Origin of the sequence: Luteolibacter ambystomatis (assembly GCF_018137965.1) — a bacterium.
Lineage (GTDB): Bacteria > Verrucomicrobiota > Verrucomicrobiia > Verrucomicrobiales > Akkermansiaceae > Luteolibacter > Luteolibacter ambystomatis.
On record NZ_CP073100.1, the window covers coordinates 3,869,646 to 3,883,567 of the forward strand.

Sequence of the window (13,922 nt, forward strand, 5' to 3'; positions counted from 1 at the left end):
ACGAGCGTGGCAGGAAGGACACACGGAACGGAATGAACGTGGAGATATGGGGCGCAGCCACGATTTCGGCACAAACCTGTAACACTCGCCCCCGCGGCTTTTCAAAGTCGCGGAGCGACTGGAAGAGTCGGAGGTCATCGGTGCCGACTGCCGGGCTCACCACCCGAACACCACCGGCGGCACGATGAGACGCACATCCCCGGCGCCGCGGCGGTTGTTCTCGCTTTCCTCGATCGCGGAAACGAAGCCATTGTCGAACTCGACGGAGGTCTTCCCCTTCTCAATCCGCGTCACGCTGACGAGCTGGCGGAAAAGATTTCCCGTATAGGGGTCACGGACGAGGGCGTAGTTTTTCTGATCCTCGTAGTCGATGTACTCCCACCGCCCGCTCTCACCCTTGCCGGTCTTTCGGACATCGGTTCTGGTGGGCTTGCCGAGCGAAGCGGCGACTTCGGACACCGTCATGCCCACGGCGACCTGGTGGTTCGCGACCAAGCGTTGGACCACGATCTGACGGCTGTAGAGCTTCTTGAGATTCTCGACGAAATTCGGGTCTTTCGAGGAGAATGCCCACGGCGGCACCCATCCGACGAGATCGTCACGGGTCCCCTTGCCGCGGACATAATAAGCGCGCTCCGTCATGGCCTCCAGCTTCACCGTCTGATCGGCGCGGATAAATCCCACCCGGTGGTTGCCTTCCTTGTCCGAGAAAACAGGCGCTTCCTTGATGATCGTCAGTTCGACCGGGCGCTTCGCGGGATCGTTGAAATAAACGACCCCCGGTTCCATCTCCAGTTTCGACTGGCGGTCTCGCTCATTGCGCTTGATGCCGCTGAAGCGCCCGCTTTGGGCGAATGCCGGAGCCGCCACCAGCAGGCAGAAGCAAAAAACGGCGGGGAGACGGAAAGCCATGGGTTTCATGATGTTGGCACCATAGGCGAGGGCGGTGAAAAGCCCAAGCTGGATTCTTGGGACGGATGCTGGGCGGGCTCCATTCATCGAAATTTCATCCACCTTGGGATTGGACGCGGCAGGTCCGGCGGGCATCCTTCCGGCATGAACTCGCCCGGCCCGCTCTCGCAGAAACTTTTCGCCACCGCCAAGGAACTCATTCCCGGCGGCGTGAACTCCCCGGTCCGCGCCTTCCGCAATGTGGGCGGCGAGCCGTTCTTCGTCCGCAGCGCCAAGGGCAGCCGCATCCAGGACGTGGATGGGAAGACCTACATCGACTACATCGGCTCCTGGGGCCCGAACATCCTCGGCCACGCCCCGGCGGTGGTGACGAACACCATCCACGAGGTGGCCAAGTCCGGCGTGTCCTTCGGCATTCCGAATCCCTTCGAGGTGGAGATGGCCCGCACCATCACCGAGTGGGTGCCCTCCGTGCAAAAAGTCCGCATGACCAGCAGCGGCACCGAGGCGACCATGTCCGCCATCCGCGTGGCCCGCGGTTTCACCAAGCGCGACTACATCATCAAGTTCGACGGCTGCTACCACGGCCACAGTGATTCCCTGCTCGTCGCCGCCGGTTCCGGCGCACTGACCCACGGCGAGCCGGACTCCGCCGGGGTGCCGAAGGCCTTCGCGGAAAAAACCATCGTGCTGCCTTACAACAATCCGGCGGCACTGGAAAAAGTCTTCGCCGAGCAGGGCGAGCAGATCGCCGCGATCATCGTGGAGTCCTATCCCGCGAATGCCGGATTCGTGCTGCCGAAACCGGGCTACCTCGACCTGCTCAGTTCCATCACGAAGAAATACGGCGCGCTGTTGATCTTCGATGAAGTGATGACCGGCTTCCGCCTCGGCAAGGCGGGCGTGCAGGGTCTCGAAAACCTCACGCCGGACCTGAGCTGCTTCGGCAAGGTGATCGGCGGCGGCCTGCCGGTCGGTGCCTTCGGCGGTCGCGCGGAGGTCATGGACATGCTCGCGCCGGTCGGCCCGGTGTATCAGGCGGGCACGCTCTCCGGCAATCCGTTGGCGATGGCAGCCGGTCTGGCGCAACTCAAGGAACTCTCCAAGGCTTCCGGCTTCCCGCGTCTGGAAGAACTCGGCGCGTATTTTGAAAAAGGCCTGCACCGCGTCTTCACCGAGCGCGGCATCCCCTACCGCCTCAATCGCGTCGGCTCGATGTTCTGCCTGTTCTTCACCGACCGCGAGATCGTGAACGTGGATGACGTGATGAAGCAGGACCTGGAACTGTTTAAGAAGTTCTTCTGGGGCTGCCTTGAGAAAGGCATCTACATCGCACCGAGTCCGTACGAAACCGGCTTCCTCTCTCTCGCCCACACGGAGGCGGATCTGGATGACACGCTGACGGTATTCGAGGAAGTGCTGAAGGGAATCTAAGTTCGTAGTTCCTCCTTCGGGAGAGTTTCTAAAACTACAGGCTCTTCCCAGCCCTTCTGAAGGAGGAACTACGAACTCTGAAAACACACAAATACGAGTGAGTGTGGCAGCAAAGGGCGTGAAGCACGCCAGAGATGCGAAGGCGATCCGGCCAAGGGAGATCACCTCACCGGCCAAATCCCTGTTTTCGTTGCTGCGGAAATGCCCGGACGATCTCTCGAAATGGGTTCGTCCCCGATCCAAGGAGTCATCACGAAGTCTCCAATGAACCGCAAACCCCAACTCGACGCCACACAGTGGGAAAAGATCGCAGGCCACTGGCCGCTTGTGATTCCAACATTCATCGCGATGGCCGCTTCATGGATTGGCCCATTGATTCTCAAGTCGGGGAATATCGGACTTGGTTTCGTACTGGAGCTCATGATCACGAGTGCCGCACTGATCGGATGGGCGAAGTTTCCAGCCTACCGGAGCGGCCGGATTTTTTCCTGGGGAACGAAAACCGTGCCCGCCTCACGGGCTTGGGCATATCGATGGGGTTGGCTGATGTTTTTGAGCGGAATGGTGCTGGCGCTGCTGCTCATCAGCATGATGGCGTGACAGTGTCGCGGAAATCCCATTCCATCGCGACATGAAGGGGTTCATCGGATTCATGAAATTCTTCGCACTCCTCGCTGCTTTCTCCATTCCGTGTGCTCTGGCTTGGTCATGCTTTGTCACCGACCGCCTCTACCACTGCCCGGACTCCCTGCCCGGGGATTATTTCTCTCCGGGAAAATGGGTGCATGATCCCGTGGTGGCCAGGAAGGATGTCATTGGGCCGGAAGCCCACCCTCAAGCGGACTCAATCAAAACGGGTTGGAGCCAAAACCAGCTCCTCGCCTTGTGGTTCACGTTTTTCGTTCCATCTACAGCAGCCAGCGCCTTTCTCGCACGTCTGCCATGGAGAGATCGACGCACCCGGTGCCTACGACCGCATGAATTTCCATTGTCAGCCTCCCACCGATGACATTGAAAGGGCCGCCGCATGTCCTTTCCCCGCAACAAAGCCACCCGCAAGAACTACAAGGACACCCAGTACCTGTGGTACATGGCCCACAAGGACGGCAAGACCGAGCTGCAGATCGAAATGACGGCGTCGGTGAACGGCCAAACCTTGATCGCCGATCTGCCACGGATCGTGAACCAGACCATGATCGAGGCGGCGATCGACTACGGCCGCAAGGCGGGCTGGACGCCGGATCAGGCCGGGCCGCCATTCCGCTGCAAGTATCTGCGCGGACAATTCACCCGACTGGAAGACTGACCCTGCGTTTTGACGCGGCCGATGAGCCGTGCTAACAAGGGCACCATGGATCTCCAACTTTCGGGCAAGACCGCCCTCGTCACCGGTTCCACCAAGGGCATCGGCCTCGGCATCGCCCGCTCCCTGGCCCGGGAAGGCGCGAACGTCATCGTCAACGGCCGCAGCGAGGCCTCCGCCAAAGCCGCAGCGGATCAGATCGGCAACGGCGCGCGCTGGATCGCAGCGGACGTTTCCACCGCCGAAGGCTGTGCTGTCATCGCCGAACAAGCCGGACAGGTCGACATCCTGGTGAACAACGCCGGGATCTTCGAGCCGAAGCCCTTCGCGGATATTCCAGACGAGGATTGGGAGCGCTTCTACCAGGTGAACGTGATGTCCGCCATCCGCCTGACCCGCGCGCTGCTGCCCGGCATGCTGGAGCGCAACTGGGGCCGGGTGATCTTCATCTCCAGCGAGAGCGGCATCCAGATCCCGGAAGAGATGGTCCACTACGGCATGACCAAGGCCGCGGAGATCGCGCTGGTCAATGGCATCGCCCGCACCACCAAGGGCACCGGCGTGACGGTGAATGCGGTGCTGCCGGGGCCGACCGCCTCCGAGGGCGTCACCGATTTCGTCGGACAGCTCGCCAGCGAGGCGAAACAGACGCCGGAGGAATTCGAGAAGGAGTTCTTCCGCAGCGTGCGCGGCACCTCGCTGCTCCAGCGCTTCGCCACGGTGGAGGAAATCGCGGACACCGTCGCCTTCATCAGCTCCCCGCTCGCCTCCGCCACCAACGGCGCGGCCGTGCGCGTGGACGGCGGAGTGTTGCTGGCGACCGCGTGAAAACACCCCGATCTTGATCATTCGACGGGCGCATGGATGTATATCATTCATGCGCTTTCTGATCGCCACCTTTCTTCTACTATCCCCGCTCCATGCCCAGAGTGGCCCGAAATTGGTGGAAGCGGCGCGAAAGCAGGTCGGTGTCACCCTCACCTACGATCCGGCGTATGTGGTGATGGGTTATCCGGGCGGTGACGTGCCGCGGGAACGGGGCGTTTGCACGGACGTGGTGGTCCGCGCCTTCCGGGACGGGCTCTCACACGATCTCCAAAAGCTGGTCCACGAGGACATGGCGGCGAACTTCGGCTCCTACCCGAAGCAGTGGGGCCTGAAGAAGACGGACAAGAACATCGACCATCGCCGTGTTCCAAACCTCCAGACCTTCTTCAAGCGCCGCGGACTGGTCCAGCCTGTCACTCAGAATCCCGGCGACTACCAATCTGGCGATCTCGTCACCTGCACGGTGCCGCCGAACCTGCCGCACATCATGATCGTGAGCGACAGGAAGACCGCCGATGGCCGGCCGCTGGTGATCCACAACATCGGCCGTGGCGCGCAGGAGGAGGACATCCTGTTCATGTTCCCCCTCACCGGGCACTACCGGTGGAAATGAGATCCGTCTCATCAAGGATGCCTTATGGCCGAAAACAGGCATATCTAACAGGACAATTTCGGCCACACTGTTAAAACTCCACAGATAATACAAAAGATCATTGCGGAGTATTGAGGTGATTTCATAGCCCATGCGGCGCATGAATCACCCTGTCGCGATGTTCGAGATCATGGCGCTGGACCAAACGCGCCTCATTTCCTTCTACAAGGAGCTTTTCGGCTGGCACGTGGAATTGAGTCCGGAGGGATTCGGCTACATCCACTTCCCACCCTCGCCACCAGCGGAACGCCCGATGCTGGGCGGGATCGGCCAGGCCAAGGCCGGCGTCCCCGGTTGGGAAAAAGGCACCGCACTCTACGTGCTGGTGGAGAACGTGGAGGACACCCTTGCCCGGGCGGAAGGGCTCGGAGGCACCATCGTGGTCTCGAGCACGCCCGTGGACCACTACGTCTTCGGCATGTTCGAGGACCCGGAGAAGAACCTCCTCGGCCTGATCGAGCCTTTCAAAACCTGACATCCCCTTTCCCGGCAGCCCGCCACGGAATCCCATCCCACCGCATATCCACCGCAACCAACCATGAGTTATCTATCCAGCCGCCTGCGACTGCACTTCGCGGGCAAATTCCAAGCCAGTGTCTCCACCGTGAACAACGATGTGAAGCACTTCGACAACGCCACCTTCAAGCCCTCCTACCAGGAACGCCAGGACAAGCTCCACATGAACGGCTGGTGGAATCCGGACGGCGACGGCGTCTGGCGCCTGCTGGGCTGCGACATCACCGCCGCCTACAATGCGGATGGTACCAAGCCCGCCACGACCGATGCGATCTACCAATGCTCGGTGGCGGATTCCGATGACAGCGCCCCGGCGAAGATCGTGGACCTCGATCCGGAGCAGCAGATGGTTTCCACCATCTTCGGCCTCCAGGTCCGCATCGCCGACGGCCACGGCAACACGCTGATGCGCGGCTTTTTCGATCCCGGTCCGTTCACCGAACTGTGGCTGAAGATCGTCGGCGGAGGCGGCGACCTCGCCATGGGTGCGATGTGGCAGTCCGTGGTGACCGCCACCGAGTGGGGCGATCTTTCGAACTCCCCTTTCCTTCAGGATCTGAAGGCGGCGGCCGATGCCAACACGGGGCTGCTGTCGATGAAGTTCAACGTCGACTGCTATTCGATGACCTGGCCAACCACCGGAGCATCCGCGGAAAGCCCTCCCGGCAGCCAGTTCTGCCGCGGCCGCATCGTCGGCACGCTGGGACCCGCCTCCGCCGCCGAGCCGAAGCATTTCATCCTCGGCCGCCAGCTCATGATCCCCGAGGCAGCCACCCAGAATCTCAATCCCTACATCAACTACTGCGCCGCGGTGGTCGATGAAACCGCCAGCGTGGTGCGTCTGGATCTCGGCAATGCGCTCCAGATCAACCCCGATGGCACCCAGGTGGACAATGGCACGCTGACGCTGTCCGTGATCCAAGGCAGCACGCCCGTGGCGCTGGGCACGATCCCCTATACCCAGCCGGGCTGGTACCAGGCCACCGCCGGAGTCGTGGAAGTGCCTGTGACCGCCGCGCAGCTCGCGATCATCGCGGACAATCCGCTGTCGCTGGCGCTGTCCGGCTACCCGGACTCGCCCACAGCCGAACCCCAGGGCGGCCTCTACGTCCGCGCCGACCTGTTCGTCTTCCGCATGAGCCCGGGTGACACCCAGGCGGTGACCTTCTACGCCACCGCCTACGGCCAGCCCTACACCAGCCAGGAGATCACCTTCGACTACAACACCAACGGTCTCCAGGCCGGCCCCACCGATCCTGATGTGGGCACACCGACCAGCGCGCTGACCTTCCCGGCCAGCATTACTACAGATACCGTAGCAGGCACCGCCACGCTGACCCTCACCGCCGCCAACCCGGGCAACCCGCGCCACTACATCGACGGGCAGGTCTACGGCGTCGGCTACGGCCTTGCCAATCAGGGTGCGCTCTATCCTTCCAATATCTGGAACTTCGTCAGCGTGCTCGTGTTCGACACCTTCGTGCCGGACAACCCGATCACCTGGTACGGCAGCATGCAGCCGATCTTCCAGCAGTATGCCAACCTCTACCCGGTGATGGCGCGCTTCGTGGACCTCGGCGACTACCTCCAGGTGGTCGGATACGCGCAGATGCTGCAGCTCGCCTTCAGCCTGCCGGAAGAAGATCCGAACGCGATGCCGGTCACGCGCGATCTCTCGCCCGCGAAACGGAAGGCCATCCTCGAATGGCTGCAGAACCCACTGGAAGGCACGCCACCAGCGACACCCAAGGCACTCGAAACAACCGTACCGGCCGCACCCACGGAAGAAGCCCTCAGCAAGGGCGGAAAGGCCGCCGCCTTCAGCAAACGCCTCGCCTTCCAGAAGCCGTAATCCCTCACCAACCCATTTCTTTTTATGATCCTTCTCAAATCGAACCTCGTCGAAAGTCTCGAAACCGGCGGCAAGCCCGCCGTGCTGCACGCCCTCCAGCAAGCGATCCAGCTCGAGCACGCCACCATCCCTCCCTATCTCTATGCGATGTATTCGCTGGGGCAGCAGACCGACAATGCCGCCGTGGCGGACATCATCGGCAGCATCGTGGCGGAGGAGATGCTCCACATGACGCTCGCGTGCAATGTTCTCAATGCCATCGGCGGGCATCCCGTGATCGATACCCCTGCTTTCACCCCGGACTATCCCGGCCCGCTGCCGGGCGGCGTGGAGAGCGGACTGATCGTGAACCTCGCGCCCTTCTCGCTCGATGTGGTGAAGAATGTCTTCATGGAGATCGAGGAGCCTCAGGACCCGAACGACTATCCGGAGACGGCTACGCTGCTTGAAGCGAATGGCCAGGCCGGCGTGACCATCGGCCAATTCTACGATGAGATCAAAAAGCAGCTCATCGCGCTGGGCGAGGACGCCTTCACCGGCGATCCCGCGCGGCAGGTGCAGCCGCCGTTTCCGGAAGGCGGCATCGTGACCGACCTCGCAAGCGCGCTGGAGGCGATCGACATCATCATCGACCAGGGCGAGGGCACCGGCACCACGCCGCTGGCCGGTGAGGATGGCGAGCTCGCCCACTACTACAAGTTCGCGGAGATCTACTACGGCCACGCGCTCATCAAGAACCCGAATGCGAAACCAACCGACCCGCCGGACCAACAGTACTACTACGGTGGCGCGCCAATCACCTACAATGCCTCCGAGATCGCACAAATCCCGACCAATCCGAAGGCGGCGGACTATCCGAGCGGCTCCGCGCAGCGTCATGCGATGGACAACTTCAACTACACCTACACCAGCTTGCTGAAAGGTCTGCACGATCTCTTCAACGGCCAGCCCGACACCTTCCGCCGCACGCTCGGCGCGATGATGTCACTGCGCCAGCAGGCGCTCGACATGATGGCCGGCACCAACCTGCCCGGACCGATCGGACCGAGCTTCGAGTATCAGCCGGTCAATCCGGCCTGATGCCGTGACATCCCGCCACCCCGCCGTGCATGGCGGCGGGGTGGTGACGGATGTGCTTTCCCTCCCATCGGCACGCAAGTCTACTGGCGGCACGCATGATGGCGGGCTTCCATTCAATGATGCCGGTGAGCGGCTGTCTCGCCGCGGAGGTGATATCCTTGCGCTTCCGGCACCGGCGCGTGTTCCCGGATTGGACGCTGCCGCTGGTCGCACTGTTTGGTGTGCTGCCGGATATCTGCTCTCCTCACATTTCGCTGGAGGACCGGCACGCCAGCTTCTCCCACTCGCTGTTGTTCCTCGCGGTGCTGGTGCCGGTGTGCGGAATGATCGCCTTCTGGTTTGAGAAAGGCATGCGCCTGCGCGTGGCCGTCGTCATCTGGCTGGCCGCAATGTTGCATCTCGCCGCGGATGCCGTTTCCGGTGGCATTCCGTGGTTGATTCCGTGGAAGGAAGAACCGCTCGGCGACTACTACCTCGAGCCCTTTACCTGGCCGATCTACGATGCGGTGTTCATCATCACCGCCTGGCTGCTGTGGCGCTGGCGGCAGCGGCTGGAAGTGAGGGCATATGAGCGGGAACTGATGTCCGCCGATTGAGGCTCACCCCACATACTGGGTGAACATGATGACGTTCCCTTCGGTATCGGCCAGCGTAGCGAGAATGATGGGTTCGCCCTCGCGTTGCTCCGGCACCTGAATGGGAGTCGCGCCCGCAACCAGCGCGGCGGCATAGGCCTGTGCCACATCCCCGTATTGAATGGAGAGCCCGGTTTGGGCGCGTGAACCATCCCCGCCGCCATGCAGCCCGAGAACCGCGTCACCAAAGCGGAGCTCCGACCAGTGCGGGGTGGTGAAGCTCTCGTCAAAACCCAGTACGTCACGATAAAAAGCCACCGCCCGGTCCATGTCCGAGGCCATGAGCACAAATTTGACCGCTTGAGGCTTCAATGTGGATGAATGAATCATGGGAAGGACCGGGAATGGATGCCTGTCTAACAGACTTGTGGGAAATATCAAAGCTTCCGCACTCATCAGGCCGAACTGGCAGCCCAGGGAGCTCCAAAACAAAACCGGCCTCCCGCGAAGGAAGGCCGGTTTTGGAAAAATCGGATCTGATGGAACCGGCTCAGGCGAGCGCGAGCAGCTTCGACTTGAGCTGGTCCTTGGTGACGTTCGCGCCGACGATCTGGTCCTTCACTTCGCCGTTCTTGAAGAACAAGAGCAGCGGGATCGAGCGGACGCCGTACTTCACCGCGAGCTCGCGGGCGTCGTCGACATTGACCTTGGCGACCTTGGCCTGGCCTTCCAGTTCAGCCGAGACCTGATCGATCACCGGGCCGATCATTTTGCAAGGGCCGCACCATTCGGCCCAGAAATCGACGAGCACGGGCTGGTCGGAATCGATGACTTCGGATTGGAAATTGGCTTCGGTAAGTTGGAGTGCCATGCGCGGAACTTGGATGCGGGGGGCGGAAACGTCAAGGGCCACCCTGCGGATGGCAGGATGGCCCTTTGAAGAGAACGGGTTACAGACCCCGCGGCTGTTCAGGACAGCGGCAGACCGTTGGCGGAAAAGGCGAAGAACGCCACCACCGCAGCCAGGATGAAGTTGAGGATGGGAAGTGCCATGGGTTTCAGGAAGGTTGGTTATTCAGCAGCGGCACCGGAAGAGAACAACTGGCCCCAGGAGCCCTGTTCCGGATTGTCCTTCGCACCGATCCAAGTGTTCGCGATCATGAGCTGGAACGCGAGAACGGCGAGCGCGGCGATGAAGCCGACCACGGAGAGGGCGTTGGCGATGCCTTCGCCACCAGCGCTTTCTTCCTCATCGTCACCGGCGAGGGTAGCGGTCTGGCCGAAGGTCGGACGCGGAGAGGAGCCGAGCGGCTGGGTGGGAGCCTGAAGCTGCACGGTGGCCTTCGGGAGAGCCACGGTCTGGCCTGCAGCGGGAGCGCCGGCACCCGGAAGCGTCGGCGAGCCTGCGGGGCGCAGGGGAATGGTCGGAGCCGGGCCCGGAGGACGCGGCGCACCGCCCGGGGCGGTCGGGGCACCCGGCACGGTGGGAGCACCGGCGGGGCGGAGAGGAATGGTCGGAGCGGGAGCCGGCGGGCGCGCCGCACCACCCACGGTCGGAGCCGAAGGAGCGGTCGGCGAAGGCGGACGAACCACCGGGGCACCACCAGGAAGGGTGGCGGCGGGAGGAGCATCGGCCGCTTTCAGGGTCACGCGGACGGTTTCCTTCTTCAGAGGAACGCTCGACGTCTGCTTCGACGGAGCCGGTTGGTTTTCATTCTCGCTCATTCAGACGCGGGTTTTGGGATTTGAGAAAGCTACTAAGACGGACCAGCGCGAAGCTGTCAAACCCCCATCTGAGGGTTTTTCAAGCCCCGGCCCGCATGGCCCCGTGGCGTGTGAACCCACGTTTGCTCCGAGAGCCCGCGAATCGCACTCCAGGACAGTGACACGATTCCCAAAATCCGGCAGGGTGATGCCATGTCTCCCGTCACCCGTTCCCGCGTCTTCGGCATGCTGTGCTTCACCATCGGTGGCGCGTGCCTGATCATCGGGATCTGCTGGCTGGTGCCGAATCTGCGGCTGGCGGCGACCGGCACCGCCGTGGAGGGGCGGATCACCGGCTTCCGGGAGATCGTCCAGAGCCGTCGCAACCACGTGGCGATCCATCCGGTGGCCGCCTATGAAGTGGAGGGAAAAGTTTATCAGGCGGAGACCCCGGCCCATACCGATCCACCGCGATTCAAGACCGGTGATCCGGTGAAAATCCTGGTGCCACCGGGCGATCCGGCGGGCGGGAAGTTCGCTGGATTCGTGGATCTCTGGCTCGGGCCGCTGGTGCTGACCGTTCTGGGATTGGTCCTGAGCGGCGTCGGCTGGTGGGGATGGAACCACCGTGTCGGCGGGGCCAGCCGGGCGGTTTGCTAGAACTTCCGTAACGCAAATTTCGCGTGCATCCCCGGGGCGAACCGGCGAAAACCCCGTCGCCCATGTCCAACGACAAGACCGCCATCACCCCGACCCGCGCCCAGGACTTCCCCGAGTGGTACCAGCAGGTCGTCCGCGCCGCCGATATGGCGGAGAACTCGGAAACCCGCGGCTGCATGGTCATCAAGCCGTGGGGCTACGGCATCTGGGAACTCATCCAGCAGCAGCTCGACCGCCGCTTCAAGGCCACCGGCCATCAGAACGCCTATTTCCCGCTGCTGATCCCGCTTTCCTATCTGGAAAAGGAAGCCGAGCACGCCGAGGGCTTCGCCACCGAGTGCGCCGTGGTCACGCATCACCGCCTGGAAGCGCAGAAGGACGAGGTGACCGGCAAGACCAGGATGATCCCGACCGGCGAACTCGCCGAGCCCTACGTCATCCGCCCGACTTCCGAAACGATCATCGGCGCGGCCTTCGCCCGCTGGGTGCAGTCCTACCGCGACCTGCCGCTGCTCATCAACCAGTGGGCGAACGTGATGCGCTGGGAAATGCGCCCGCGCCTGTTCCTCCGCACCGCCGAGTTCCTCTGGCAGGAAGGCCACACCGCGCATGAGACCATGGACGAAGCCATCGTCGAAACGCGGATGATCCACGGCCTCTACGAAGAGTTCCTCCGCGACCACCTCGCCATCCCGGTGATCCCCGGGGAGAAGACCGAGAACGAGCGCTTCCCGGGTGCCGACATGACCCTCACCGTCGAAGCGATGGTGCAGGACCGCAAGGCGATCCAGGCCGGCACCTCGCACTACCTCGGCCAAAATTTCTCGAAGGCGCAGGACATTTCCTTCACTGGTCGCGATGGCACGATCCAGCACGCCCACACCACCTCGTGGGGCGTATCCACCCGCATGATCGGCACGCTGATCATGGCCCATGCGGATGACGATGGCCTGGTGCTGCCGCCGCGCGTGGCCACCCAGCAGATCGTGATCACGCCGGTGACGCCGAAGGAAGACACCCGCGATGCGGTGCTCGCCTCCTGCCAGGCGCTGGCCAGCACGCTGCGCAACCAGAGCTTTCACGGCGAGCCGCTGCGCGTCCATGTCGATACCCGCGACATCAACGGTGGCGTGAAGAAGTGGGAATGGATCAAGAAGGGCGTGCCGGTCCGCATCGAGATCGGACCTCGCGACATCGAGACCCGCAAGGTCTGCCTCCAGCGCCGCGACCAGGCGGTGACCGCGAAGGAGTTCGCCGACAAGGAGGACTTCATCCAGCGCGCCGCCGATATCCTGCAGGAAATCCACGACTCGCTGCTCGCGAAGGCCACCACCTTCCGCGACGAGAACATCACGCCCTGCGATTCGATCGAAGCCTTCCACGCCCACTGGGGTCAGGACAACCCGGGTTGGCTCATCACTCCGTGGGCCGGTTCGCCGGAGCAGGAAGACGAGCTTTCCGGCCAGCACAAGATCTCGATCCGCTGCCTGCCGCTCGACAAGCAGGACGAACCGGACGCGCCCTGCGTGCTCACCGGCGTCCCGACGCGCGGCCGCGCGATCTGGGGCCGGAGTTATTGAGCCCGGAGAGCAAAGACATTCCTATCCTTGTTGGAGGTAGATGAGAGCCGCTTTGGGCTGACAGACGCGGCATCACGTGTTAGATCCCGCGCATCATGTCTGATGTGAACCCTTACACCACCCCGCAATCCCAGGTCGTCGCCACGCCTCCGCCACTCTCGAACGACCAGGTGACGAAGGCGCTGACCGGCCTGCAATACCCGCTCCAGCTTTCCTTCAAGGTCCTCGCTCTCGCCAGCCAAGCCACCGTGACCGATGCCGCGGGCCGCACCGTGCTCTACACGAAGCAGAAGCTCTTCAAGTTCCGCGAGCACGTGGAGATCTTCACGGACAACACCCAGTCCTCGCTGCTCGCCGAGATCAAGACCCGCAAGGTGATCGACTGGTCGGCGCGCTACATGTTCACGGATGCCCAGGGTGGCGCGATCGGCAGCGTCGGCCGCCGCGGCTGGCGCTCGATCTGGCGTGCGCATTACGAGAGCTTCAATCCGGGCGACGAGGTTCCGGACTTCTCCATCCGTGAGGAGAACCCCGGCGCGAAGGTGATGGACTCCCTGCTGGGCGAGGTGCCGCTGCTGGGACTGCTCAGCGGCTACTTCTTCCATCCCAAGTATCTCGCCAGCCGCTCGAGTGGCGAAGGAGCGATGCGACTGACCAAGGAGCCCGCGTTCTTCGAGGGCAAGTTCAAGATCGAGAAACTCACCGATCTGTCCACGCGCGAGGAGATGAACCTGATCCTCTCGTTCATGATGCTGGTGCTGCTGGAGCGCCGGAGAGGGTGAGCGGCAGCACAAGCATTCCTGCTTGTGAGTGTGGGCGGTGGAGC

Annotated in this window: 16 protein-coding genes; 12 read left to right on the plus strand and 4 right to left on the minus strand. The window is 62.7% G+C overall.

The genetic code is table 11. The annotated features are described in order from the left end of the window. Window positions 1-156: 156 nt before the first annotated feature. Window positions 157-912 carry a hypothetical protein gene (locus KBB96_RS14790; RefSeq protein ID WP_211630219.1) on the minus strand — a complete coding sequence of 252 codons (756 nt, stop codon included), beginning with the start codon at window positions 910-912 and terminating at the stop codon, window positions 157-159. A 144-nt stretch (window positions 913-1,056) separates the two neighbouring features. Between KBB96_RS14790 and hemL the strand changes: the two genes are divergently transcribed. From hemL to KBB96_RS14835, 9 genes are all read left to right on the plus strand, one after another. Then, window positions 1,057-2,346: a glutamate-1-semialdehyde 2,1-aminomutase gene (gene hemL, locus KBB96_RS14795; protein WP_211630220.1), complete on the plus strand. Its 1,290-nt coding sequence runs from the start codon at window positions 1,057-1,059 to the stop codon at window positions 2,344-2,346. 264 nt (window positions 2,347-2,610) lie between these two features. Continuing rightward, a complete protein-coding gene (locus tag KBB96_RS14800) occupies window positions 2,611-2,946 on the plus strand; it encodes a hypothetical protein (RefSeq protein WP_211630221.1) in 336 nt (111 codons plus the stop codon). Window positions 2,947-3,373: 427 nt separating this feature from the next. Next, window positions 3,374-3,652, plus strand: coding sequence for a hypothetical protein (locus KBB96_RS14805; protein ID WP_211630222.1), 279 nt, complete (start codon window positions 3,374-3,376; stop codon window positions 3,650-3,652). Between the two features lie 45 nt (window positions 3,653-3,697). After that, a complete protein-coding gene (locus KBB96_RS14810) occupies window positions 3,698-4,477 on the plus strand; it encodes an SDR family NAD(P)-dependent oxidoreductase (RefSeq protein ID WP_211630223.1) in 780 nt (259 codons plus the stop codon). A gap of 49 nt (window positions 4,478-4,526) precedes the next feature. Then, complete coding sequence (locus tag KBB96_RS14815) at window positions 4,527-5,090, plus strand: DUF1287 domain-containing protein (RefSeq protein WP_211630224.1); 564 nt, start codon at window positions 4,527-4,529, stop codon at window positions 5,088-5,090. Window positions 5,091-5,229: 139 nt separating this feature from the next. After that, on the plus strand, window positions 5,230-5,604 hold the full coding sequence (locus tag KBB96_RS14820) for a VOC family protein (protein ID WP_211630225.1): 375 nt from the start codon (window positions 5,230-5,232) through the stop codon (window positions 5,602-5,604). Between the two features lie 63 nt (window positions 5,605-5,667). Then, window positions 5,668-7,497 carry a hypothetical protein gene (locus KBB96_RS14825; protein ID WP_211630226.1) on the plus strand — a complete coding sequence of 610 codons (1,830 nt, stop codon included), beginning with the start codon at window positions 5,668-5,670 and terminating at the stop codon, window positions 7,495-7,497. A gap of 24 nt (window positions 7,498-7,521) precedes the next feature. After that, the gene (locus tag KBB96_RS14830; protein ID WP_211630227.1) at window positions 7,522-8,577 is read left to right on the plus strand and encodes a ferritin-like domain-containing protein; all 1,056 of its coding nucleotides are present in this window, start codon (window positions 7,522-7,524) and stop codon (window positions 8,575-8,577) included. A gap of 98 nt (window positions 8,578-8,675) precedes the next feature. Next, window positions 8,676-9,173: a metal-dependent hydrolase gene (locus tag KBB96_RS14835; protein ID WP_264177000.1), complete on the plus strand. Its 498-nt coding sequence runs from the start codon at window positions 8,676-8,678 to the stop codon at window positions 9,171-9,173. Window positions 9,174-9,176: 3 nt separating this feature from the next. Here the strand turns inward: KBB96_RS14835 and KBB96_RS14840 are convergent, their stop codons facing one another. From KBB96_RS14840 to KBB96_RS14850, 3 genes are all read right to left on the minus strand, one after another. Continuing rightward, window positions 9,177-9,542: a VOC family protein gene (locus KBB96_RS14840; protein ID WP_211630229.1), complete on the minus strand. Its 366-nt coding sequence runs from the start codon at window positions 9,540-9,542 to the stop codon at window positions 9,177-9,179. A gap of 160 nt (window positions 9,543-9,702) precedes the next feature. Beyond that, window positions 9,703-10,023: a thioredoxin gene (trxA, locus tag KBB96_RS14845; protein WP_211630230.1), complete on the minus strand. Its 321-nt coding sequence runs from the start codon at window positions 10,021-10,023 to the stop codon at window positions 9,703-9,705. Window positions 10,024-10,223: 200 nt separating this feature from the next. Then, window positions 10,224-10,877, minus strand: a complete 654-nt coding sequence (locus tag KBB96_RS14850) for a hypothetical protein (protein WP_211630231.1) — start codon at window positions 10,875-10,877, stop codon at window positions 10,224-10,226. Window positions 10,878-11,069: 192 nt separating this feature from the next. On the opposite strand from KBB96_RS14850, the gene KBB96_RS14855 reads away from it, so the two are divergent. The 3 genes from KBB96_RS14855 (at window position 11,070) to KBB96_RS14865 (ending at window position 13,878) form a co-directional block, all read left to right on the plus strand. Next, the gene (locus tag KBB96_RS14855) at window positions 11,070-11,516 is read left to right on the plus strand and encodes a DUF3592 domain-containing protein (protein ID WP_211630232.1); all 447 of its coding nucleotides are present in this window, start codon (window positions 11,070-11,072) and stop codon (window positions 11,514-11,516) included. Window positions 11,517-11,578: 62 nt separating this feature from the next. Further along, window positions 11,579-13,096 (plus strand): proline--tRNA ligase, encoded by a 1,518-nt coding sequence (gene proS / locus KBB96_RS14860; protein WP_211630233.1) that lies wholly within the window; start codon window positions 11,579-11,581, stop codon window positions 13,094-13,096. Window positions 13,097-13,191: 95 nt separating this feature from the next. Continuing rightward, complete coding sequence (locus tag KBB96_RS14865) at window positions 13,192-13,878, plus strand: LURP-one-related family protein (protein WP_211630234.1); 687 nt, start codon at window positions 13,192-13,194, stop codon at window positions 13,876-13,878. Window positions 13,879-13,922 lie beyond the last annotated feature (44 nt).

Coding starts and splice junctions, on each gene's coding strand:
- KBB96_RS14790 (WP_211630219.1), bottom strand. CDS start 912: ATGGCTTTCCGTCTCCCCGCCGTTTTTTGCTTCTGCCTGCTGGTGGCG.
- hemL (WP_211630220.1), top strand. CDS start 1,057: ATGAACTCGCCCGGCCCGCTCTCGCAGAAACTTTTCGCCACCGCCAAG.
- KBB96_RS14800 (WP_211630221.1), top strand. CDS start 2,611: ATGAACCGCAAACCCCAACTCGACGCCACACAGTGGGAAAAGATCGCA.
- KBB96_RS14805 (WP_211630222.1), top strand. CDS start 3,374: ATGTCCTTTCCCCGCAACAAAGCCACCCGCAAGAACTACAAGGACACC.
- KBB96_RS14810 (WP_211630223.1), top strand. CDS start 3,698: ATGGATCTCCAACTTTCGGGCAAGACCGCCCTCGTCACCGGTTCCACC.
- KBB96_RS14815 (WP_211630224.1), top strand. CDS start 4,527: ATGCGCTTTCTGATCGCCACCTTTCTTCTACTATCCCCGCTCCATGCC.
- KBB96_RS14820 (WP_211630225.1), top strand. CDS start 5,230: ATGAATCACCCTGTCGCGATGTTCGAGATCATGGCGCTGGACCAAACG.
- KBB96_RS14825 (WP_211630226.1), top strand. CDS start 5,668: ATGAGTTATCTATCCAGCCGCCTGCGACTGCACTTCGCGGGCAAATTC.
- KBB96_RS14830 (WP_211630227.1), top strand. CDS start 7,522: ATGATCCTTCTCAAATCGAACCTCGTCGAAAGTCTCGAAACCGGCGGC.
- KBB96_RS14835 (WP_264177000.1), top strand. CDS start 8,676: ATGGCGGGCTTCCATTCAATGATGCCGGTGAGCGGCTGTCTCGCCGCG.
- KBB96_RS14840 (WP_211630229.1), bottom strand. CDS start 9,542: ATGATTCATTCATCCACATTGAAGCCTCAAGCGGTCAAATTTGTGCTC.
- trxA (WP_211630230.1), bottom strand. CDS start 10,023: ATGGCACTCCAACTTACCGAAGCCAATTTCCAATCCGAAGTCATCGAT.
- KBB96_RS14850 (WP_211630231.1), bottom strand. CDS start 10,877: ATGAGCGAGAATGAAAACCAACCGGCTCCGTCGAAGCAGACGTCGAGC.
- KBB96_RS14855 (WP_211630232.1), top strand. CDS start 11,070: ATGTCTCCCGTCACCCGTTCCCGCGTCTTCGGCATGCTGTGCTTCACC.
- proS (WP_211630233.1), top strand. CDS start 11,579: ATGTCCAACGACAAGACCGCCATCACCCCGACCCGCGCCCAGGACTTC.
- KBB96_RS14865 (WP_211630234.1), top strand. CDS start 13,192: ATGTCTGATGTGAACCCTTACACCACCCCGCAATCCCAGGTCGTCGCC.